General features: G+C 69.3%; 12 protein-coding genes. 8 read left to right on the forward strand and 4 right to left on the reverse strand.

Going from position 1 to position 23,159, the window contains the following annotated elements:
* Positions 1–528: 528 nt before the first annotated feature.
* From FBF36_RS11720 to FBF36_RS11735, 4 genes are all read left to right on the forward strand, one after another.
* Positions 529–1,986 (forward strand): sugar transferase, encoded by a 1,458-nt coding sequence (locus tag FBF36_RS11720; protein ID WP_009398610.1) that lies wholly within the window; start codon positions 529–531, stop codon positions 1,984–1,986.
* A complete protein-coding gene (locus FBF36_RS11725; protein ID WP_009398611.1) occupies positions 1,986–2,426 on the forward strand; it encodes an adenylyltransferase/cytidyltransferase family protein in 441 nt (146 codons plus the stop codon). Before FBF36_RS11720 ends, FBF36_RS11725 begins: the two co-directional genes overlap by 1 nt.
* Positions 2,423–8,719 (forward strand): fibronectin type III domain-containing protein, encoded by a 6,297-nt coding sequence (locus FBF36_RS11730; RefSeq protein ID WP_009398612.1) that lies wholly within the window; start codon positions 2,423–2,425, stop codon positions 8,717–8,719. Before FBF36_RS11725 ends, FBF36_RS11730 begins: the two co-directional genes overlap by 4 nt.
* Before the next feature lie 80 nt (positions 8,720–8,799).
* Positions 8,800–9,765 (forward strand): AAA family ATPase, encoded by a 966-nt coding sequence (locus tag FBF36_RS11735; protein WP_034493568.1) that lies wholly within the window; start codon positions 8,800–8,802, stop codon positions 9,763–9,765.
* 13 nt (positions 9,766–9,778) lie between these two features.
* On the opposite strand, the gene FBF36_RS13565 is transcribed toward FBF36_RS11735, so the two are convergent.
* Positions 9,779–10,021, reverse strand: coding sequence for a hypothetical protein (locus FBF36_RS13565; RefSeq protein ID WP_225792361.1), 243 nt, complete (start codon positions 10,019–10,021; stop codon positions 9,779–9,781).
* A gap of 1 nt (position 10,022) precedes the next feature.
* Between FBF36_RS13565 and FBF36_RS11740 the strand changes: the two genes are divergently transcribed.
* The 4 genes from FBF36_RS11740 to FBF36_RS11755 all read left to right on the forward strand — a co-directional run bounded on the left by FBF36_RS11740 (position 10,023) and on the right by FBF36_RS11755 (position 18,515).
* Positions 10,023–11,153, forward strand: a complete 1,131-nt coding sequence (locus FBF36_RS11740; RefSeq protein WP_225792362.1) for a DUF58 domain-containing protein — start codon at positions 10,023–10,025, stop codon at positions 11,151–11,153.
* Positions 11,150–13,735: a transglutaminase-like domain-containing protein gene (locus FBF36_RS11745; RefSeq protein WP_138137599.1), complete on the forward strand. Its 2,586-nt coding sequence runs from the start codon at positions 11,150–11,152 to the stop codon at positions 13,733–13,735. The genes FBF36_RS11740 and FBF36_RS11745 overlap by 4 nt, the downstream gene beginning before the upstream one ends.
* A complete protein-coding gene (locus tag FBF36_RS11750) occupies positions 13,732–16,887 on the forward strand; it encodes an RDD family protein (RefSeq protein WP_138137601.1) in 3,156 nt (1,051 codons plus the stop codon). Before FBF36_RS11745 ends, FBF36_RS11750 begins: the two co-directional genes overlap by 4 nt.
* Positions 16,888–17,399: 512 nt before the next feature.
* Positions 17,400–18,515 carry a winged helix DNA-binding domain-containing protein gene (locus FBF36_RS11755; RefSeq protein ID WP_034491008.1) on the forward strand — a complete coding sequence of 372 codons (1,116 nt, stop codon included), beginning with the start codon at positions 17,400–17,402 and terminating at the stop codon, positions 18,513–18,515.
* 85 nt (positions 18,516–18,600) lie between these two features.
* Here FBF36_RS11755 and FBF36_RS11760 read toward each other — a convergent pair whose 3' ends face one another.
* The 3 genes from FBF36_RS11760 to FBF36_RS11770 are packed head-to-tail and all read right to left on the reverse strand — an operon-like array spanning position 18,601 to position 23,038.
* Entirely contained in the window at positions 18,601–20,079 is a 1,479-nt protein-coding gene (locus tag FBF36_RS11760; protein WP_009393427.1) for a serine/threonine-protein kinase, read from the reverse strand.
* Positions 20,079–22,340 carry an FHA domain-containing protein gene (locus tag FBF36_RS11765; RefSeq protein ID WP_034491003.1) on the reverse strand — a complete coding sequence of 754 codons (2,262 nt, stop codon included), beginning with the start codon at positions 22,338–22,340 and terminating at the stop codon, positions 20,079–20,081. The genes FBF36_RS11760 and FBF36_RS11765 overlap by 1 nt, the downstream gene beginning before the upstream one ends.
* A gap of 8 nt (positions 22,341–22,348) precedes the next feature.
* Positions 22,349–23,038 (reverse strand): FHA domain-containing protein, encoded by a 690-nt coding sequence (locus tag FBF36_RS11770; protein WP_009393433.1) that lies wholly within the window; start codon positions 23,036–23,038, stop codon positions 22,349–22,351.
* Between the last annotated feature and the right edge of the window lie 121 nt (positions 23,039–23,159).

Raw genomic sequence — 23,159 nt, forward strand, 5'->3', positions numbered from 1 at the left:
GCCGGCGGTCGGCGGCCCCCGGCGAGGCATCGCCCTCCGCAGCGGCCGACTCGGGGGTCGGCACAGGCACCGAAGAACTCGACTGGGTCACATCGCACTCCTGGATGTTGTAGGAAGATCACAATCCGGTATCGGGAAGACACCTGAAGACAGGCATGAGAGTAGCCGCATCAGGACCGGCAACCTGCTATCTTTTGTTTATCGACTTGTGACATTGACCGACCCCCACCCACCCCCCTTGGCACAACCCCAGCAAACCGGTCCTGACCAGCCGAAACGGCATCCACTGGGAGAACCCTGAAAAGTCTCTCATAGATACATTGAGGCCTCTGTATCGTTGCGCGCCTGTAACATACAGTCACTTCAGAAACACCTCGACTCCTCATCTTGCCCCTGCGATCTTGGCCACTTCCCACAAATAACGTCCGCAAGAGTTAGTAGCATTCTAAAACGCTGCTGTTCACGACGCCCCGTCACTGCTAGCCGACCAGTTATTGCCCACCCACGATCATCCCTGCGGAGTCCACCTTGTCTAGTTCGACCCTGACACTGCCCCAGCGCGAGCAGCACCGGCGTCCCTCGACAGCAGCAGCCGACGCCACCTCCCCCACAGCCGCTCCGCGCAGCCCCTGGGCGCGCACGCGCCGTGACCTCGTCATCTGGCTCGTCCTATCCGACCTCTTCGCCGTCGCCGCTCCCTTCTGGCTCGCCCTCCTGGGTGGCCACCTGCCACTGGTCTGGTCCGCAGCCGCTGTGGGCACCACCATGGTGCTCGTCGCCTGGTTCCTGGGAGCCCTCGGCATCGACGCCGTTGAGCAGGCCGGCCCTGGCACGGGCCGTTTCGTCGCCGCCGCCGCCGTGAGCCTGCCCGTGGCCCTGCTTCTGGCCGACCTGTCCGGAGTTGCCCGGACCACTCTGCTGGCCACTCTGGCGGCCCAGCTCCTCCTCGCCGTCGCCGGTCGCTCCATCGAGTCCGGGTGGCTGCACCGCCGCCGCCTCGAGGGGCACGCCCTGCGTCGCACCCTCATCGTCATGGGGTCGGGTTCCCAGCCCATGCTCACCCAGCTGCGCCGCCACCCCATGGACGGCTTCCTCATCGTGGGCTACCTGTCCTCGGGACAGGACCGCGCCTTCCACTCGGCCGAGCCCGTGCGCAGCCCCCAGCACATCGCCCAGACCCTGCACGCCGAGCGCATCGACGCCGTCATGACGGTCGGCTCGGTCCTCCCCGAGGACCTGGTCACCCTCATGCGCGGCCTGGAGAACACTCAGGTGCGGCTCGTCATCGCCCCCGGCCTGCAGGACGTCGTGCCCGGGCGCATGCGGGCCCTGACCGTCACCCACGGCTGGACCGGCCTCATCGCCGTCAAGACCCGCCGCACCCGCGCCGTCGGCAAGGCCCTGTTCGACCGCCTCGCCGGAGCCATCGGGCTGGCCCTCATCTCGCCGCTGCTGGCGGCCACCGCGATCGCCATCCGCATCGACTCCCCCGGCCCGGTCTTCTACACCCAGACCCGCGTGGGCCAGGACGGCAAGCCCTTCACCATGTGGAAGTTCCGTTCCATGTACATCGACTCCGACGTGCGCCGCGCATCGGTGGTCAGGGCCGGTGGCGACGCCGGCAACGAGGTCATGTTCAAGGACCGCCAGGACCCGCGCATCACCCGTGTGGGCCGCTGGATCCGCCGTCTGTCGATCGACGAGCTGCCCCAGCTCATCAACGTCGTGCGCGGAGACATGAGCCTGGTAGGGCCCCGTCCGGCGCTTCCCGTCGAGGTCGCCAAGTACGACGCCGAGGCGCTGCGTCGTCTCCTGGTCAAGCCCGGGCTGACCGGCCTGTGGCAGATCTCCGGACGATCGGACCTGTCCTGGGCCTCGACCGTGGCCTTGGACCGTCACTACGTGGAGAACCGGGGCGGAGCCCTGGACGCGAAGATCTTCGCTGGAACGCTGCGCGCGGTTATCGGCGGAAAGGGAGCCTACTGATGATCACCGGCTACGTCCCCGGCGGCTTCGACATGCTGCACGTGGGGCACCTCAACATCCTCACCGAGGCGGCCAAGCGCTGCGACCACCTCATCGCGGGGGTCGCCACCGACGAGTCGCTGGAGCGGATGAAGGGACGCGGCCCGATCGTGCCCCTGGCCGAGCGCATGGCCATGGTGGCCGCCCTGCGCATGGTGGACTCCGTGGTTCCCGACTACGACCAGGACAAGCGCCTGGCCTGGAAGCGCTCTCCCTTCGACGTGCTGTTCAAGGGCACCGACTGGGAGGGCACGGACAAGGGACGCCGCCTGGAGGCCGAGATGGCCGAGGTCGGGGCCTCGGTGATCTACCTGCCCTACACCCCCACCACCTCCTCAACGATGCTGCGACGCACCCTCGTCCAGGAGGTCGCCTCCCGTAGTCCCCAAGGGGCCCAGTGACCACTTCACGTAGCGACTTCGAGACGCCCGACAACCCGTCGGGCGGCATCGACTCCGCCGCAGCCGCCCCCGGTGCCGGTGACGGCGGAGGCAACCGAACCGGCTCCGGCACCGCTCAGACCGAACCGTCCGCAACGGATCGCCCCGGTCTGCTCGCCCGCGCCGCGAACGCCCTGCGCCCCCGGCGGCGGACCAGGGCCGCCCAGTCCGACGGCGTTCAGGACGTCGGCTCGGGTCTCACCTCCGGCACCACCACCTCCCGACTGGCTGCGACCTTCCGCATCCCCCAGTCGCGTGCTCAGCGCGTGCGACTGCGCAAGCGCATGTCGTCCCTGGCCGCCGTCGTGTGCGTCGCCGCCCTGGGAACGGCCGCCTGGCTCCACGACGGCGTGGCCCAGGCCGACCTGCACCTCAACGACGGCGGCGTATGGGTCACCTCCACCTCCAAGCACCTGGTGGCCCGCCTCAACTACCCCTCCCGCGAGGTCGACGGCACGATCCGCACCTCCTCGTCCTCCTTCGACGTCACCCAGAACGCCGAGGACGTCCTGGTCCCCGACTCCGGCGACGCCTCCGTCTCCTCGGTCGATCCCGCCCAGGTCGCCTTCTCCGGACGCACCCAGCTCACCAAGGGCGTGACCATCGCCCAGGGCGGGGACCGGGTCATGGCGGTCGACAAGGTGCAGGGCACCATCCGCGCCGCCAGGACCAAGTCGGCCGGCTCGCTGGCCGCGGCCGCCCCGGTGGTCACCGGCATGCCCGACGTCGTGGCCGCCATCGGCGTGGACGGCGCCATCCACGCCGTCTCGGCCACCAGCAAGTCACTGGTCTCCCTGGAGACCGACGACAAGGGCTGGAAGGAGGCCACGAACACCTCCCTGAAGCTGACCGCCGGCACCGATCTGGCCATCACCGCCGTCGGGGACCAGCCCGTGGTCCTTGAGCGCGGTACCGGCACCCTCCACCTGCCCGAGGGCAAGTCCGTCAGCCTGGGAGCCTCCGGCCTGGCACTCCAGCAGCCCGGTCCCGAGGCCGACTCGGTCCTGGTCGCCTCCCGCAACGAGCTCATCTCCATCCCCCTGGACGGGGGCAAGGTCACCAGGACGCCGTCGGCCAAGGAGGGCCCCACCCCCGAGGGCGTGCCCGCCCAGCCGGTGCGCCTGGGCAAGTGCGTCTACGCGGCCTGGTCCGGCTCGGGCCAGTTCGTGCGCAGCTGCTCGGGACTGTTCAGCGGCGGCACCGACACCGTTCACAACGACAAGCTCGCCGCGTCCTCCGCCCCGGTCTTCCGGGTCAATCGCGACGCCATCGTGCTCAACGACCTGGACACGGGCTCGGTGTGGCTGCCCAACGAGGACCTCGTCCTCATCGAGGACTGGACGGACAAGACCGCCCAGACCGACGACAACGCCGATCAGAAGGATGACTCCGCCAACACCTCGGAGTCGCAGACGCCTCCGGAGCGCACCGAGGAGAACCACGCCCCCAAGGCGGTCGACGACAGCTTCGGCGTGCGTCCGGGCCGCTCCGCGCTCCTGCCCGTACTGGCCAATGACTCCGATCCCGACGGCGACGTCCTCACCGCCACTCCCCAGGACAACGGCGGGTCGCTGACGGCCACCAAGGCCCAGGGCGGGCTGGCCCTGCGCATGGACGTCCCGGACAACGCCTCCGGCAGCTACTCCGTGCCCTACACGGCCGACGACGGACGCGGCATGAGCGACTCCGCCGTCGCCACTGTTGACGTCCACGGCTGGGACGTCAACGACGCGCCGAAGCAGATCACCACCCCGACCCTCACGGTCGCCGAGAAGGCCTCCGGCTCCCTGGACGTGCTGGGTCACTGGCTGGACCCCGACGGGGACGACCTCTACCTGGTCTCCGCCCAGGGCGAGGGCCTGGACACCAAGGTCTCCAACGAGGGCACCGTCACAGTGCGAGAGCTGGGCGCAGGCACCGGCACCCGCGACCTGACCGTCACCGTCTCCGACGGCCAGAAGACCACCTCCGGCGTGGTCAAGGTCGACGTGCAGCCGGCCCAGTCGGCCAAGCCGATCGCCAACGCCGACCACGTGCGCGTCGTGGCGGGATCCAAGGCGGTCGTCTCACCCCTGGACAACGACACCTCCCCATCCGGGGGGACCCTGCGACTGGCCGCCGTGCAGGAGGCCCCGGCCGGGACCTCGATCACCGTCGACCAGCAGGCCGGTGTCTTCACCTTCTCCACCGACGCGAACGCCCAGGCCCAGACCTACTACCTCACCTACGACGTCATGGACGGGGCCAACACGGCGCAGGGCATCGTGCGCGTGGACGTCACCCCCAAGGCCGACGCCACCGTGCCGCCCGAGGCCGAGAACGACACCGCTCTGCTGCGCAACGGCGGCTCGACGACCATCGCCCCGCTCAACAACGACTTCGACCCCTCCGGGGGGATCCTGGTCCTGCAGTCGGTCAACGCCCCACCGGACTCCGGAGTCACCGTCACGGTCGTGGACCACTCCCTGCTTCAGATCACCGCTGCCAGCACCGTCCCGGCCAATCTGACGGTGGACTACACCGTCACCAACGGCACCTCCAGCGCCACCGGGAAGGTCGCCATCGTCCCGGTGACCCAGTCACAGCCCCAGCCGCCGGTGGTCACCAACGACACCGCCGTCGTGCGCGCCGGCGACGTCGTCACCGTGCCGGTTCTGGACAACGACTCCTCCCCCGCGGGTCTCAACCTGTCGGTGGACTCCCAGGTCAGCCTCGTCGGCGACGAGCTGGGCACAGCCTGGGTCAGTGAGAACACCGTCCGCTTCCGCGCCGGCAACCAGCCCGGACGCACCTCCTACGCCTACACGGCCAAGGACGATCAGGGGCAGAACGCCTCGGGCGTCCTCACCGTGGAGGTGCGAGCCCAGGACGCCGAGCACAACTCCGCGCCCTCACCGCGCAACCTGGAGGCCCGCACCCTGTCCGGCTCGACCACGAACATCACCGTGCCGCTTGACGGCATCGATCCCGACGGCGACTCGGTGAGTCTCGTGGGCCTCAACCAGGCCCCCTCCCTGGGCTCGGTGGAGATCAACTCCTCGTGGCTGACCTACACGCCCTCCGAGGGAGCCACCGGCACCGACACCTTCACCTACGTCGTCGAGGACCGCTTCGGCACCCAGGCCACCGGTACGGTCCGCGTGGGCGTCGCCCAGGCCTCACCGCTCAACGTGGCCCCGGTGGCCACCGATGACCTGGTCGTGGCCAAGCCCGGGCGCACCGTGGCCGTAGACGTCCTGTCCAATGACCTGGACACCGACGGCGACAGCCTGTCCCTGGAGGGCGACCCGGTCTCCAGCGACCCGTCCCTGGGCGTGTCCACCCGGGCCGGCCGCCTCGTGCTCGATCTGCCCGAGAAGGAGGGCAACCACTCGGTCACCTACACCGTCTCCGACGGTCGAGGCGGTACGGACACCGGCACCGTCACCGTCCAGGTCTCGAGCAACGCCCCCCTGGCCAACCCGGTGGGCGTGGACGACTACGTGACCGTCGACCAGGTCGACGCCAACGGTCGTGTCACCGTCCCGGTCCTGGACAACGACAAGGACACCGACGGTTCGCCGTGGGACCTCAAGCTGTCCTCCTCCGACCCCGACGTCGAGGTGGGCAAGGACTCCCTGAGCCTCACGGTGGGCGAGACCCAGCGGCTCGTGCTCTACACGATCACCGACGCCGACGGGCTGACCGGCCACGCCGTCGTCGTGGTACCGGCCCGCTCGGCCCTGCGGCCCCGCATCAATCCCTCGGCCGTGCCCGCCCGCGTGCTGGCTGGCAAGACCACGGACATCAACCTGTCCTCCTACATCCTCACCCGTGAGGGCACCAAGCCCGTCATCACGGACACCTCCTCCATCCACATGGCCAAGGGCACCAAGGACGCCAAGGTCGCCTCGGGCGGGTCGGCGCTGTCCTTCACCCCCGACTCGGGCTTCACCGGGCAGACCTCGGTGACCTTCACCGTGGCTGACGGCACCGGCTCGGACGCCCTGAGCTCGACACTCACACTGCCGATCATCGTGGCGTCCTCGACGAACAGGCCGCCGACCTTCACCCCCACCGAGGTGACGGTGGCGCCCGGTGAGGGGACCGTGACGGCCAACCTGGCGGCCATGGCCACCGACCCCGACCAGGGTGACAAGCTCTCCTTCCAGGCCGGTCCCGCCCCCGCAGGATTCGAGATCTCCCTGAGCGGCTCGACGCTGTCGGTCAAGGCCTCCGACAAGACCACCGAGGGCACCACGGGCTCCATCCCGATCACGGTCTCCGACGGCGTCAACCCGCCGGTGAGCGCCTCCCTGCCCGTCCGGGTCAGCGCCTCCAACAAGCCCCTCATGACCACGGCCCCGATCAACCTGGAGTCCCGCAACGGCGAGGCCGTCAGTGCGGACGTGTCCAAGGCGGTGAGCAACCCCTTCCCGGGCAAGCCGATCACCCTGTCGGGCACCCCGACGATCACCGCCGGCCAGGGCGCGATCAGCGTCTCCGGAACGACCGTGACGATCACACCGAACAGCGGGTTCCACGGCACCATCACCGCGCAGTACAAGGTGCTGGACTCCACTGGCTCCGAGTCCCGGGCCGTCACCGGCACCATCACCGTGCAGGTCGGTGGGGTGGCGCCCGCGGCCCCCTCCGGGGTGAGCGTGGCCCCCGTGGACGCCGACTCTGCGCGCGTGTCCTGGACCGACGGCTCCGCCAACGGCTCCCCCGTCACCGGCTACAAGGTGAGTGTCGACGGCGCCGAGCAGACCTGCTCGACCTCGAACTGCCTCATCAACGGTCTGGCGCCCGGTCAGAGCTACAGCATCCAGGTCGTGTCCACCAACAAGTACGGCGACTCCGAGGCCGCGACGGTGTCCTACCAGCACAACGCCACGGCCAAGACCCCGGCGGCGCCCACACTGGCGGCCGGCTCGGGCAGGCTCACCGTCGGCTGGACCGAGGTGGAGGATCCCTTCGGGGGCGCGACGACCTACGACGTGCGCCTGTCGGACGGAACCGTGCAGACGGGAATCGCCGGAGGATCAGCATCCTTCGACGTCGCCTCGGGACGCGCCTACACCGCTCAGGTGCGCGCCAGGTCGAGTCAGGGGACGGTCTCGGAGTGGTCCTCCCCGTCCAACTCGGTGACGCCCTACGGTGAGCCCGGAACCCCTGGGACCCCCGTCATCACCCCAAACGGGGACACGGTCAACGTCAGCTGGCAGGCGGCCAACGGCAACGGAAGTCCCGTGAGCTACACGCTGCACTACTCCAACGGGCACACCAGTGACTCCAAGGACGTGGGAGGCGCAACCTCCACCACGGTCTCGGTCTCGCGCGGAACCTGGACCTTCTGGGTCGAGGCCGACAACGGTCACGGCTCCAAGACCTCGGGCCAGGCCAGCTACAGCTACAAGCCGGCCCCGCTGACACCGTCGACCCCCGCCGTCAAGGCCACCGGCAACAGCGGCGAGCTGTCCGTGAGCGCCTCGCCCCGAGCCGGCAACGGCTGGAGCGTCGGCGAGCTGACGGTGGAGTACTCCGTCGATCAGGTCACCTGGACCAGCTCCTCGACCATTCGAGGACTGACCGATGGGCAGGCCTACACCGTCTACGCCCGCGCCAACGGAGGCGGGCAGTACTCCGACGTCGTCGCCTCCTCCCCGGTGACGCCCTACGGTCCGCCGTCGGCGCCCTCGGTCAGCTGTGAGCTCACCGGCAAGAAGCAGAAGAAGGTCTCCTGCTCCTGGAGCCCTGGGGCCAACAACGGCGCGAGCACCGAGTACGAGCAGACCGATGACGGCGGCAAGTCCGTGGAGAGCGTCGAGATCGGTGACACCTACGACGGCAAGCTCAAGCGCGGTGAGTCGCTCACCTGGTGCGTGCGGTCCAGGACCAACGCCGGCACCTCCGAGTGGGGCTGCGGCACCGTCACCAGGCCGTCCAAGCAGGGCGATGACGACGACGATGACGATGACGACGATGACAAGAAGCAGGCCTTCCCGGTCGGCACCGAGACGCAGTTCTACGTGGACCAGTCGCAGAGGTGCCATCCCTTCGGCCCCTGGGGCACCTGCTACCAGATGGTCTTCGACATCACCGGAAACCCCAATAGCACCATGTCCTGTGGCTACTGGTACTGGGACACCTGGAACGGGCAGCCGGCCTGGAACGAGGAGGAGGTGGCCCTCGATAAGAACGGGTACGCCCGGCACAAGTTCCCCCACAGGACGCCTTACGTGAACCAGTCCATCATCTGCACCCAGCAGTAACCGGATCATTAACCGGATCGATGCCCGGCACGCAACAAGTCACACACTCACCTCTCTCCACCCGAAGGATCATTGATTCCATGCCGATGACCCCCGAGAACGCGACATGGTTCGCTGACGCCTTCTCCACCATTGTCAGCAACGTCGGTCAGGCGCTGCTCGACAAGGAAGACGTGATCAAGCTGGCCCTGACCACCATGCTCTCCGAGGGCCACCTCCTGCTCGAGGACGCCCCCGGTACCGGCAAGACCGCCCTGGCCCGGGCCCTGGCGGCCTCGGTGCAGGGAACGCACTCGCGCATCCAGTTCACCCCCGACCTGCTGCCCAGCGACATCACGGGCGTGACGATCTACGACCAGAAGACGGGCACGTGGGACTTCCACGCCGGCCCGATCTTCTCCTCGATCGTCCTGGCCGACGAGATCAACCGGGCCAGCCCCAAGACCCAGTCGGCCCTCCTGGAGGTCATGGAGGAGTCCCAGGTGACGGTCGACGGTGTACGCCACACGACTGAGCGCCCCTTCATGGTCATCGCCACCCAGAACCCCATCGAGCAGGCCGGCACCTACCGCCTGCCCGAGGCCCAGCTCGACCGCTTCCTCATGAAGGCCTCCGTGGGCTACCCGGGCCGGGAGGCACTCACCCAGATCCTGTCGAGCTCGGCCCACCCGGACCGCTCCAAGGACCTGTCCGCGGTCGTGGCCTCCTCGGTCGTGGCCTCCATGGCCGATCTGGCCGCATCCAACCACATCGAGAACTCGGTGCTGGACTACATCGGGGCCCTGGTGGAGGCCACACGCACAGCCGAGGAGACCCGCATGGGCGTGTCCACCCGTGGTGCCATCGGCATGGCTCGGGCCGCCCGGGTGTGGGCGGCCTCCCAGGGACGCAGCTTCGTCCTGCCAGACGACATCAAGGATCTCGCCGAGGTCGTGTGGGCCCACCGCCTGGTCATGGACCCCGACGCCGAGTTCACCGGCGCCACCGCCGCCGGTGTCATCACCGCCGCCCTGGCCCAGGTCCCCGCCCCCACAACCCGCGATTGAGCCGCATGCCGCCTCAGACGACGTCGCAGAAGCCTGCCCACCAGGCCCGTCCGGGTTCAGCGGGCGAGTCCGGTGCATCCGCCTCCTCCGCCGTATCACCCCCGAGGTCCTCGGGGGCTCCGGCGTCCTCGCCGTCCACGGCATCGGCTGCGTCGTCGACCTCCACGAGCACGGCTCTGACCGCCAGACCCGCGCGGTCCCGACTGACCGACGCGGTCGCGGTGCTGCTGCGGCCGCTGCGCTGGCTGCTGCACATCGTGACCCCGATCGGATGGGGCAGTCTGGCGCTGCTCGTGGCCTGTGGGCTGACCGGAGCAGTCATGGGCTGGCAGGAGGCATGGAGCGCCGCGGCCGCCGTCGGCATCGTCGTGGTGAGCGCCTGGCTGTGGCTCATTCCCCGCGCCGGCTACTCGGTCCACCACGACCTGCTCGAGCCCCGCGTCACCGTGGGCGACCACGCTCTCATCCGTCTGACCGTCACCAACCCCCGCGCCCGACCGCTGCTGCCCTCGCGCATGGAGATGCCGGTGGGGCCGGGGCGGGCCGTCTTCGTCGTCCCGACTCTGACCCCTCGGGCCGTCCACGAGCGCGGCTTCGTCCTGCCCACCCAGCGTCGCGGCATCGTCACCGTGGGGCCGGTCCTGGCGGTCCAGCGCGATCCGGTGGGACTGCTCCAGCGCGAACGCTCCCTGAGCCCCGCGCAGGACATCCACATCCACCCGCGCACCGTGCGTCTGGGCACGGTCCTGCACGGCGTCCTGCGCGACATCGAGGGCGCCGTCACCCAGGACCTGTCCAGCTCCGACGTCGCCTTCCACGCCCTGCGCGAGTACGTCCCCGGCGACGACCGGCGCAACGTCCACTGGCGCACCACTGCCCGCACCGGCCGCCTCATGGTGCGCCAGTTCGAGGAGACCCGTCGCTCCAACCTGCTCGTTCTGCTGTCCACCCGTCAGGACGACTACGCCGGTGAGGAGGACTTCGAGACCGCGGTGTCCATCGCCTGCTCACTGGCCATGGACGCGATCCAGGACGGGCGCGAGGTCCGCTTCATCACCCAGATCGGTGCCCTGCCCACCTCCTCCGCCCTGCGGATGCTGGACACGTCCTGCCTTCTGAGCACCGGTGAGGACGACATCAGCTGCGACCTCCTGGTGCGACACGCCTGCACGGCGCACCCCGATGCCTCTATCGTCGTCCTTGTCACTGGTCAGCAGGTCGACCGTGCCGTCCTGGCCCGGGCTCGTGGCTTCGCTCCCCTGCCGATGGTGGTCGTTGCCCTGCGCGCGGGCCAGCACGGCCTGTCGCGTCACCACGCCGGAACCATGCCAGTCGTGGACATGGACCGTCTTGAGCAGCTTCCCACCGCCCTGAGGCGAGCACTATGACCCCCACGATGACCCCCACCACCGTCTCCCCTCGCACCGCGAGCTCCCCGCTCTCCGGCGCCTCACCCGCCGGGGCCCCCTCCCCGGCCGAGGCCCCCTCGCAGGCCACCGCCGAGCCCTCCGGCGGCTCGACCGGGTCGACCTCCTCCTGGTCGACGGCGACGTCGTCGCGCACGCGCAGCCTCTCCAGCAACGAGACGACTCGTCGAGCCCGCTCGGTCACCGGCGCCGGCCCGCTCCTGGCACGTCCCTCCCGACCGGCGCTCTCCGCCCGCCGCTTCCTGCCTCCCAGGCGCGGCGCCAAGCCGCCCACACCGGCGGCCGCCGCCCTTGAGCTGGTCCTGATGGCCGGGATCATCGCCGTCGGCGCGGTCCCCTTCCTGCCGGTCTTCGCCTCCGTGGTCGGCTGCCTCGCCGTCGGCTACGGCGCGCTCATCGGCACCCTGACCGCGTTGGTCTGCTCACGCCTGCGCCTGTCGGTGCTGCCGAGCATGGCGGCCCTGGCGCTGGTGCACGTCCTGGTGGCCCCCTGGCTGCTGACCGACGTCGGCTCCGGGACGGCGGCGATCAGGACCGTGCTGGGCTCCACGGTCACCGTGTGGCGCGACGCCCTGACCGTGCCGATGCCGCTGAGCTCCTTCAGCGGCATGACGGTGCTGCCGTGGATGACCGGGCTGGCGGTCTCAGCGCTGGCGACCCGCCTCATCCTGGCGGGTCGTGAGGTCCTGGCCGGCCTGACCCTCATCTGCCTGCCCGCCGTCGGCATCGGCTGGGGCGGGCAGGAGGCCGTGCGCCCCACCACGCTGGGCGTCCTGTTCGTCGTCGGGATCCTGGCCCTGTGGACCTGCGGCTCCCTTCGTCAGCGGCGCAGCCACGTCGTTGAGGCCCTGGACCTGAGCTCCTTCTCCACGACCTCGGGCACCACGAGCGCCCGCTCCACCGGCGACCTCGGTCGGGCGGCCCTGCGCGGGACGGTCATCGCCGCCGTACTGCTCCTGGTCACCGCCCTGGCCGCCATGGTCCTGACGCCCACCGCCCCCGCCTCCCGGACGGTGGTGCGCGACCTGTTCCAGCCGCCGCTGGACCTGACCGAGTACGCCAGCCCGCTGTCCCTGGTACGCACCCTGGAGACGGACAAGGCCCACACCCGGCTCATGAAGCCCACCAACCTGCCCTCGGGCGGACGCATCCGCATCGCCGCCCTGGACTCCTACGACGGCCTGTCGGCCCACATCGGTCAGAACGAGAACGGCCAGTCGCGCTTCGAGCGCATCGGCGACAAGACCCAGCTGACGGCCAACCGGCTCGACGGGCGCAAGCAGACCTCCTCCCTGACCATCGAGGACTACAGCTTCCCCTGGGTGCCCACCATGCCCGAGACGATCCGCATCGAGTCCTCCGGGCCACGTCAGTCCGCCCTGCGCGAGGGCATGTACTACGACAAGTTCTCCTCCACCGGGGTCGCCACCAGCGGCCTGGCATCGGGCGACGTCCTCACCGAGCGGGTCGCCCCCTACACCGCGCCCTCCGAGGCCGCTCTCAACAAGGCGACCCTGGCGCAGACCTCACTGGGACCGATCGAGCAGGTACCGCCGTCGGTGGCCTCTCTGGCCAAGGAGATCGTCGGGGCCGAGTCCAACCCCATCGCTCAGGTCCGGACGCTCCAGCAGCGCCTGCGCACGAGCTACTACTCCGACGGCACCAAGAGTCCCTCCCAACCCGGGCACGGGGCCGCCCGCATCGCCTCCATGGTGGAGGCAGACTCCCTCGTCGGCGACGACGAGCAGTACTCGGTGCTCATGATGCTCATGTGCCGCTCGCTCAACATCCCGGCCCGCGTCGTCATGGGCTTCGACCCAGCCACTGACGGCGACGCCAAGACCGTCACCGGCGAGGACGTCAAGGCCTGGGTGGAGATCCCCTTCGAGGACCTGGGCTGGGTGTCCTTCGACGTCACACCGGACCGTGACCAGGTTCCCCAGCAGCAGACCACCCAGAAGGTCTCCAACCCCGAGCCCAACGTCCTCCAGCCCCCGTTGCCCAACGAGGACCCGGCCCAGCTGCCGCCCAACTACGAGGACCCTCAGCGCGACGACCCTCAGGACAATGACAAGGGCGGTCTGCCGACCGCGGTCATCGCCGTCGGCGGCTCCATCCTGGCGATCGCAACGATCGTGGGCTCCGTCCTGGGATGGAAGGCCTGGCGGCGCAGCCGACGACGCGCACGCACCGGCGTCGGTAAGGCCCTGGGCGCCTGGGAGGAGATCCTCGACCGGGCCCGCGACCTGGGGCGCTCCCCCGGGTGGGGAGCCACTCGGCGTGAGGCGGCAGCGCAGCTGGCGCCTCACTTCCCGCAGGTCGATCTGCCTCGATTCGCTGGAGCAGTTGATACCCAGGTCTTCAGCTCCGGGGAGCCGCCGTCGTACGCTCTAGGGGAGCTGTGGGAGTCCTCGGATGCGATCGTCCGCTCCATGGGGGCGGAGCGCTCGCGCCTGGGACGGGCATGGGCCCGTTTGTCCCCGCGCTCCCTTGTCCATCCCGCCGGGAGGCGGTCACGTCGACCCAGGAGGTTGCGGTCATGACGATCACTGCTGACGCCCGTGGCAGCGCCTCGACCGCTGCGGGCCCACCGACGTCCTCCCACCTGCCCAATGAGACGGCGCGCCCCGGCGTCGTCAGCCCGTACGGTATGACGCCGACCGCCTCCGGTGATCCCCACGGTGGTGCAGCAGCGGCCCCCCGGGGCTCAGAGACCAGCACGGCCGAACCAGCTGGGCACACGCCGTCCCCGCATCAGCTCCCCCCGGCCCCGCTCCAGGCGCGCATCGTCGCCGGGGTCATCGACCTCGTCATCGGTTCGCTTCTGGTGGGGGGCCTGACCTCGGCCATCTGGCAGGTGGGCGGCCGCCCGGTCCTGACCAGCGGGCTCATCGCCTTCGGGGTGGTCGTCGGGGCGCGCTGGCTCGCTATCGCGACCACCGGCTGGTCCCTGGGAGGGCGGCTGCTCAGCATCCGCATGCTGGGGGCCCGCAACCAGGCCCCCTCACCGCTGGGGTCCTTCCTCCATGCCGATCTCATCCTGGCCGTCAGCATCTCCACTCTCGGCCTGGGCGGCATCGCGCTCATGCGCACCGCGGCCGCCGACCCCGAGGGACGTGGCTGGCACGACAAGCTCTCCGGGATGGTGCTGCTCAGCGCCCGTAGGGCGAAGCGTCCGAACCGGCCCACTCCCTCAGCGACCCAGCCGGAGAGGCGTCCTGTGGCCGAGCCGGCCCCCACTGGTCGCCGGGCCGCTGCAGTGTCCGAAGTGCCGCGGCAGTCGTCCTCCCAGAACATCGGTGAGGCATGGGACGCCGCCAGGCGCGTGTCCCTCTCCTCCTCGCCCACTGAGCAGAGCGCTGCGAGCCAGGAGCCCGCCGCAACGCCGTCCTCACAGGCCGCTGGAGAGCAGGACGAGTCGGCCTCCCACCGTCAGCCCTTCGAGAGGACCGGCCGCAAGGCCGAGAAGAAGGCCAGGAAGGCGGCACAGGCCAGGAAACGCGGCTCCCGTCCGAGCTTGACGAGCAGACGGGCCGATCAGGGGGCCGCGCAGGGCGCCGAGCACGTCACCACCGCGGGCGCCCAGAGCGCCACCGATGCCGGCGTCACCGACTCTTCTGGCAGGACCACGCACCCGACGACGTCGGATCCGGTCTCCTCCTCGATCCGCCGGCCCCGGCCTGCCCGGCCCGCCCGCCCGGGTCGCCCCGCGCGCCATGCCGGCCGCGCCCTGGCCGCCGGTTCATCCAGCGCCGCCGCCTACACCTCAGGGGCCTCTGCCGAGGGCTACGGCATGAGCATGGATCCCGCAGCAACCGCGGCCACACCGTGGACCACGGCCAAGGCCGCCAAGGCGGCGACCGTGTCATCGTCCCCCTCCGCGAAGTCGGCGGCCTCCACCGGCCCGGCGGTCTCAGACGCCGACGCCGAGGCCGTCGCAGCCGCTTCAGCCACCCCCGTGGACCCTCAGGCATCCACCGCGATGTCCTTAGCCCAGGTCGTGTCCCGACCGGCGGTGGAGAAGCCCTCGAAGCCCGCGGCGGGGTCCGCGGAGAAGGATGCCTTCACAGCTGTTCCCAGGGAGCCCGCGGATGCCGCCGCCCCGCCCCAGGAGGACACGGAGGCAACATCGAGCAGTACCGCATCGTCGACATCACCCGAGCCAACCTCCGCAACACCGATCAAGAAGCAGGTCAAGAAGCGGTCGGTACCCGCACCATCGGGCTCCGCCTCGCAGATGGATGCCGAAACCGCTACGCTCCACGCCGTGGAGGACGACTCGTCGGAGTCCACGGACGGGGCCGAGCGGCCTTCGCCCCAGACCCACGCGCCACCCTCATCTCAGCGGCCGTCCGACACGACGACGCCCTCAGCGGAATCCTCCAAAACTGCGGCCGATTCCGAGGCACCCCAGTCCTCCACGTCGCGAGATGCGACTTCCACACCACAAGTCCCGCGCTCGAAAGCCACAAAACCCGTAACATCACAGACGATGGAACCACGACACGCCCACACCCAACGCTGGAGGAATCAGTCCGGTCACACCGGCAAGAAGGCCTCCGGCTCATCCGCTGCACCCGCCGGGGATCAGCGAGAGCCGGTGTCACAGCCCGGCGTTCCTCGTCGCGAGAGCCTCTTCACCACCGAGCGGCAGCGCTTCGCCGCCGGAGCGGGCCCAGCCCCGGAGGTGGCGCACACCTTTGACACGTCCAGCATCCTGCCCTCGGCGGACCGCAACACGCAGGCCCTCATCGACTCGGTGCCCTGGTCCTCGGTTCCCACCTCGGTCGATGCCGCCACGGTGGACTCCCTGCCCGATGGGGTCATCATCTCCGATGACGGCTTGTCCCAGCAGCCCGAGGAGGCTTCGACGCCACCGCAGCGTACGTCCCCGATGGACCTGACCAACCCCGCCACGGTGCCCGGTGGAGTGCCGGCGTCCTCGGAGGGCGACGCGCACCCGACTGTGCGCAGTCACCGCAGCCATGCTCGGGCCTCCGCCGACAGTGCGACGAGCACGGCCGCCCCGGAGGGGAGCTCTCCGCGCCGGTCCCACGCCTCGCACCGCTTCCAGGGGCCGGGATTCCCCTCGCCCGCGGACGAACAGGCAGCACCCGATGAGCCCCGCAGTGACGCCCAGGCCACTGAGGCCGGCGACACTCGTCACGAGCACCGAGCCCCCGCCCAGGCGCAGTCCCGGACCGGCACGTCCAGGCGCAGTGCCAGCAGCGGTATGCCGGAGGCAGCCACACCGGCCTCCGCCTCTGCAGGCGTCTCCCTGCCTCCTGCCACCCCGGTTCCTGCTGCGAGCCCTCAGGCCGCCACGCCGCCGCTCCCGTCGGCCTCGTCAGCTGCTCCGGCGCTGTCGGTGCGTCTCGTCCCGCTGCTGGGCGGCAACCCGATCCTTATCCACGAGCCCACGGTGGTGGGCCGCGACCCCGACAACATCTCGGCCTATCCCGGGGCGGAGCGCGTCGCTCTTGATGACCCCACGCGCTCGGTATCCAAGACGCACGCGGCGATCTTCCCGCTGCTGGACGGGGTGTGGGTCACCGACCTTCACTCCACCAACGGGACTCGGGTGGAGTACCGCGATGGGCGCACCGTCGAGGCCGTGCCGGACAAGGCGCTGTCGGCTCTGGAGGGCAGTACGATCTTCTTCGGCCGCGTCGCCTTCAAGGTGGAGGTCGTCTGAGTTCCGCACCGGTTCCCTCAAGCGCTGGGGCCCGCACTCCCTTCAAGGAGTGCGGGCCCCGGTGTCTATGGGGCGGTGTCTATGGGGCTCAGCGGTGCATGGTTCGGTGAAGGTGGCACCGCGGGTGGATTGATCCCGGACCTTTCCCAGTAGCTCCCGCCTCTCCCGTACCTCGTGCAGGACGTGCCGGGCACCATCCCGACTGCGAGCGACTGCTCTCGGGAGGCGATCTCAGCCGACGTCGATCCCGCAGCGATCCAGTGTCCACAGCGCTGACATCACCGAGTCCGCCGTCAAAGCATCACTCAAGAATCCTTGGAATTCTGCGGGTTCTCCTCAGCGCGCGACGCCGGTGCAGCGTTGATGTCAGCATGGTGGATACCGGCGTCTCGCCAAACCTCCCCCATCGGCACTCCGGCGTCTCTAGGACAACCGACCCCATCGACGAGCTCCTGCCCGAGCGAGCGCCTGAGAGGCCTAGAATCTGACGGCAACGACGAGAGGGGACGATGTTGATCGAGGTTTCCGCCGAACAGGTGCTCGCATGGCGGCTGCACAGGCAATATCTGGAGCCATTGACGGACGCCGGCCCTGTTGAGATCGTCGGACGGCTCTGCGGCGCACAGGCGCAGGTGGCGTCCGCAGCTGAGACCGCTGTCGCCTTACGGCAACGCAACCCGCAACCTGAAGGGGTCAAGCGCGCCTACTCCGACCGCTCGCTCGTCAAGACGTGGGCGATGCGCGGAACGCTGCACGCGATGCGGTCCTCGGAGGTAGCGGAGTACCTGTCGCTACTGGCCGGCGCCCGTACGTGGACCAAGCCCTCCTGGTCACGGCACTTCGGCGCGACGCCGGAGGAGGTTAGGCAGCTGACGGAGTCTGTCGCCGACCTTCTCCACGGTCAGGTGCTGTCTCGCGATGAGCTCGTGAGCGAACTGGTTCAGGACAAACGGTTCAAGGGGATGGAAGAACAACTGCGCTCCGGGTGGGGGGCTCTGCTCAAGCCTCTCGCATGGCAGGGTGCCCTGTGCTACTGCCCGAGCTCGTCTTCGAAGGCGACATTCACTCACCCCGCCAGTTTTCTGACGAACTGGAATGGGCTGCCGGATCCTGCGGAGGCAGCACCAGCGGTCATTACGCGATACCTGTCCGCCTACGGCCCGGCGACCCCTGAGACCTTTGATGCGTGGCTTTCGCGTAACAGCAACAGGAAGTCAACGCTCAGGGGCTGGTTCGCCAGTCTTGGCGAGCAAGTCGTCGAGGTGAGGGTGGAGGGCGAGACACGGTATCTGCTCGCCGAGCATGAGGACGAGCTCGCGGCCACCCGACCCAGCCGCGCAACCCACCTCCTAGGAGCATTCGACCAGTTCGTTCTTGGTCCCGGGACGAAGGACACTCACATGCTGGCGAGTGAGCATCGCTCACTGGTGAGCAAGGCTGCGGGCTGGATCGCTCCCGTCCTGACCCGGGGAGGGCGGATCACCGGTGTCTGGGACATGGATGACGGGAATCTTGTCGTCACCCCATTTCCAGGTGAGCAGGCGCCGCCGTCAAAGGTGTTGGAGGATGCTGCTGCGCGGCTTGCAGCGGTGCATGGTTCGGTGAAGGTGGCACCGCGGGTGGATTGATCCCGGACCTTTCCCAGTAGCTCCCGCCTCTCCCGTACCTCGTGCAGGACGTGCCGGGCACCATCCCGACTGCGAGCGACCGGGCTCAGGAGGCGTCCTCAGGGGTGTTGACGCAGGCGGTCTTGGCCTGAGACGCCTTACCGTCCGAGCGCACCGCGGTGACCTCCAGGCAGGTGAGCGGCGGCTGGGCGACGACGACGACCTCATTGGTGCGGGTGGAGTCCACCTCGGTCTCCTCATTGGGCAACTTGACCCGGTAGAGGTAGCTGCCGGTCCAATCCGTCTCCGGCTCGCCCCAGGTGAACTTCACCGTGCCATCGCCCTGCGCCTCACCCACGATATCGCCCACCATGGGCACCGAGGCCTGCAGGGGATCGGCTCCGGTCTGCGGGGCGATCGTGGCGATCGGGTTGTCGGGCTTCTTCCGCTTGTCCTGGTTCTGGGAGACGATGATCGCGGCGATGACGGCGGCAACCATGGCCATGACCAGCAAACCGGTCAGCACGGCCCGCATGCGGTTCGGACGGCTCGGCTCGCCGGTCTCCGAGTCCGACGTCGAGCCCTTGTCCTCGCCGTCGGGATCCACCCGCATGGCGATGTGCTCACTGGTGACGTCGACCTGGTTGAAGACCCCCATCTTCGTGGCGGTGTCGGCCTCGTCGGGGTTGGGGCGCCTTACGGACTTCGCGGCCTTGTCCGGCTCCTGGAACAGGTCGACGGTCGTGATCGGCAGGTCGAGCTCGGCCTGGACCTGCTGGAGCGCCCGGGCGAAGGCCAGTGCCGTCGGGTAGCGGGAGTCCGGGTTCTTGTCCATCGCCACCGACAGCACGCGGTGCAACGACGGCGGGGCGTCCTGACGACCCAGCGGGGGCAGGGGGTCCTTGACGATACGGCGGGAGAGCTCGTAGACATCCGGGATGCCGTCGGTCTCGAAGGGGCTGCGCCCCGTGAGCATCGCGAAGGTGGTCGCACCCAGGGAGTAGATATCGGAGGCGGGATTGGCCGAGCGCATCCCGACCAGCTGCTCGGGGGGAGCCCAGGGCACGCTCATCCCCCGCAGCTCCTCGGTCCCTTCCGGACCACTCATGGCGGAGATGCCGAAGTCCGAGAGCACTGGACGACGATAGGTGGTGAACAGGATGTTGGCGGGCTTGATGTCTCGGTGGACGATGCCGGCCCGGTGAGCGGTCTCCACCGCCCCGGCGATCTGGATCGCCGTCGACAGGGTCTCAGCGACATTGAGGGGACCCTGACGCAAGATGGCGCCCAGCTGCGGCGGCGGGCAGTACTCCATGACCAGGAAGGGGTGGCCGTCGGCGGAGACTCCCGCTCCGTAGATGGACAGGATGGCCGGGTGGGAGGAGACCCGCGCCATGAGGTTCGCCTCCGACTCGAAGCGGGAGGCGGTCTTGTCCTCAACGTCAGCGTTCATGACCTTGACCGCGACCTCGCGGCGGGGCATGTGCTGCTCGAAGAGGTAGACCGTGGAGTAGCCTCCCGCTCCGAGCCTCTCCAGGTACGTGAACCCGGAGATGACCGGAGGCGGCCCCTTATGATCCAGCATCAGGGGAGGTTCTCAAAGGCGAGGGTCTGACCATCGCCGAGGTCGAGGACGTCTCCGCTGCGCAGGAGCACCGGATTCGCCGAGGACAGGCGCACGGGCGCCTCGTTCTGGCGGTTGAGAACAGTGCCGTTGCAGTTGCCCAGGTCCTGGGCCAGAACACTCCACGCATCCAGGTCGATGAGGATGTGGTTGCGGGAGACGAGCTGGTTGGGACTGGCGACGATCAGCGGACGGAGGGGTACCTCCGCAACGCTGGTGATGTCGTCGGCCACAGGGTTGCGACCCACCAGGAGGGGACGGTTGAGCTCGATGCTCTCGCCGCCGGAGATGACCACGCGCCCCAGAGGGGGGCAGGCCACCGACTTGGCCGGGCGGTTGAGCTCAGCTCCGCAGACGCGGCACACGGTGTAGTTCGTGGGGTTGGGGTGACCCTGGGGGCACACCGCCGACAGCACGATCCGTATGGCGTCGGGTTCACTGGGAGAGCTCGCCGAGACCGGGGACGTCGGGCTGGAGGGTCCGGCTCCCACGAGGGAGACGAGCTCGCCGACCAGGTCCTCGGGCAGGCCGTTGATGGTCTGCCCGTCATGGTCACCGCGACCGAGGTCCGCGCTCGAGGGCTCATCGGCGGAGGGATGCACGAGCTCCACCACCGTCGCTGCCGCGGCTGCGGATCCGGCCGACTCGGCGGCCTCCGCCGACTGGCCCGGCTCCAGGGGACCGAGCCCCTGGTTGAGCAGCTCGGCGCGCAGCTCCTGGGAGAGGTCCTCGGGCAGGCCGTTGATGGTCTGTCCGTCATGGTCCCCGGAGCGTACGGGCTCTTCCTCGGCGTGCGCCTGCGCGGCGGCCTCGGCAACAGCAGTGGCCTCCGCGACCACGGCGGCCTCAACAGGCACGAAGTCGGCCGGGGTCTGGGCGACCTCGGTGACCTCAGCGGCAGCGTCCTTGATACCAGTAGCCTCAAGATCCTCGCTCGACGGGGGCGGAGGGGGCGGGATCATGGCCTCTGCCTCCTGAGCGGAGGGGATCGGCAGGGCCGGGATATCGAAGACGGGGGCGATCAGCGGGTCCTCATCGGAAGCCTCCGGCGAGGACTGGGTGGCGACCTCGGCAGCCTCAGGGGCCTGGGCGTCCAGGGCCACGGCAGGAGCCTCAACGGACTCAACGGACTCGAAGGACTCGAAGGACTCGAAGGACTCAGCCTCTGCGGACGGAGCGTCCGCCTCGACAACCTCGACCACTGGGGTGCTCAGCTCTGCAGGAGCCTCGACCGGCTCGGGCGACGACGTCGCCTCAGCAGCCTCGGAGATGCCGGCCACGACGGCCAGCAGGTCAGCGGGTCCCTCGGAGGCGGTGATCAGGGCCGGCTCCTCAGAGGCATCGGAGTCCACGGCGGAATCCGCCGACCGACCGGTGGTGGACTCGGCGGCCTCAGCGGCCTCGGCGGTCTCAAGGGACGCGGCGAGCTCGGCACCATCGCGGGCCTGCTGCTCGGCGTTGTCCTGCGCGATCTCGATGAGGTCGTCGACGACGTCGGGGGAAGCAGCGGTCTCAGCAGGCGCCCCTTCAGACGAGTCGTCCTGCTCCGAACGGTCCGACGAGGCGGACTGACGGCGCGAGGCACGACGCGATGCCCGGCGGGAGGACCGAGAGGTCCTCACCGCAGCAGCGGGAGATCCGGCGGAACCGGCAGAAGTGGTGGAGTAGTCAGGACCAGCCGGATCAGGGTCATCGTCGTCGGAGTCGCCGGACCCCTTCGACGATGCACGACTGGGGGACGGGGTCCCGCTCGACTTCTCCGAGCCGCGCAGCACCAGGTGGCCGGTGCTCACAACGGCGTCGACCGCCGGGCGGCGCACCTGGCCGGCGCCGTCGGGCGCGCTGACGATGAGCGAGTTGGGGGCGGTCACCGTCGTCTCGAACCAGGTGGTGACCGCGGAGGCGTCCAGTGCCTTGCCGTCGACCTCCATCTGGGGGGCGCCGCGCAGCGCCACGTGGAAGACGTCCTCGGGAGCCGAGACGGCGAGCACGAAGTCCGGGATCGCACCCAGACGTCCGCCCATCCCCATCACCAGCTCATCCAGGGCCCGCGTCAGCGAGGCCTCCTCACTGCGCAGCAGCCGCCACAGGCGCTCGGTGAGGTCCTGCGGCACCGACGGGGGCAGGATCATCACAGCACGTGGCGTGACCACGCCTGTCCACGAACCCTCGGTCCACCAGACCTCGTTGTTCGCGCTGCTGTTCGGGCTGTTTGTCATCATTTTTCTCCTCAACGGACGATACAGACACCGTCACCCAAGTATGCCTGCCGTCCCCGGTGCACGTACTCCGGTCGGCCGGGCGAGAGTCGATGGACGCCCTCCTCATCCTCGACGTGGGTGCCGTTCGTTGAACCCAGATCTGTGATAAGCACCCCATCCGAAGCGGGCACGAATAGGGCGTGCGTCTTGGACACGGAGTCCTCCGAACGGAGCACCGCGACGAGCTGCGCATCCGGGTGGGACTCGATGGGGGCCGGCCGACGCCCGAGAACAATCGGCCCCAGAACTGGGATTACTGACCCCTCAACCACCAGGGAGCAGGTCGCCACAGAGGTCGGTCTGGCGCTGAGGAGAACCGTCCCGGCCAACCGATCGAACCAGGTGCGCTGTTCGGCACGCCATAGTGAGAGGATCCACAACACCAGGGGTGCCAGTCCTGCGGTTGCCGCCAAAGAGAGACCCAGAAATGCGAGGTAAATCACCGCAGAGCGTCCAGGGGGGCTGTTCGTGTCCATCACCTTCCGGAGACGGACCCCGGTCACCAGCCCGCCGGGTGTGGCGCCTGTCATCGCCATCATGGCGGTCATCACAGCAATAAGCAGCACAACCGCCCCGACAGCGAATAAGATTCCACAGCAACGCTCCGAGACGACACAGAGTGCGACGATGAGCCCCGCATCCACCAGCACGCGGACCACACGGCGGTGTACGGATGCAGGCATAATCGTCGTATGTCGCTCTCGGGTCCTCATAGGACAGACATGGTAGGCGCCCAGCCCACTTCCTCGCAGTCGGACGAGGTCTCGGAAGGAACACACA

The sequence above is a fragment of the Actinomyces sp. oral taxon 171 str. F0337 genome, from assembly GCF_005696555.1.
In the GTDB taxonomy this organism is placed as follows: domain Bacteria; phylum Actinomycetota; class Actinomycetes; order Actinomycetales; family Actinomycetaceae; genus Actinomyces; species Actinomyces oris_E.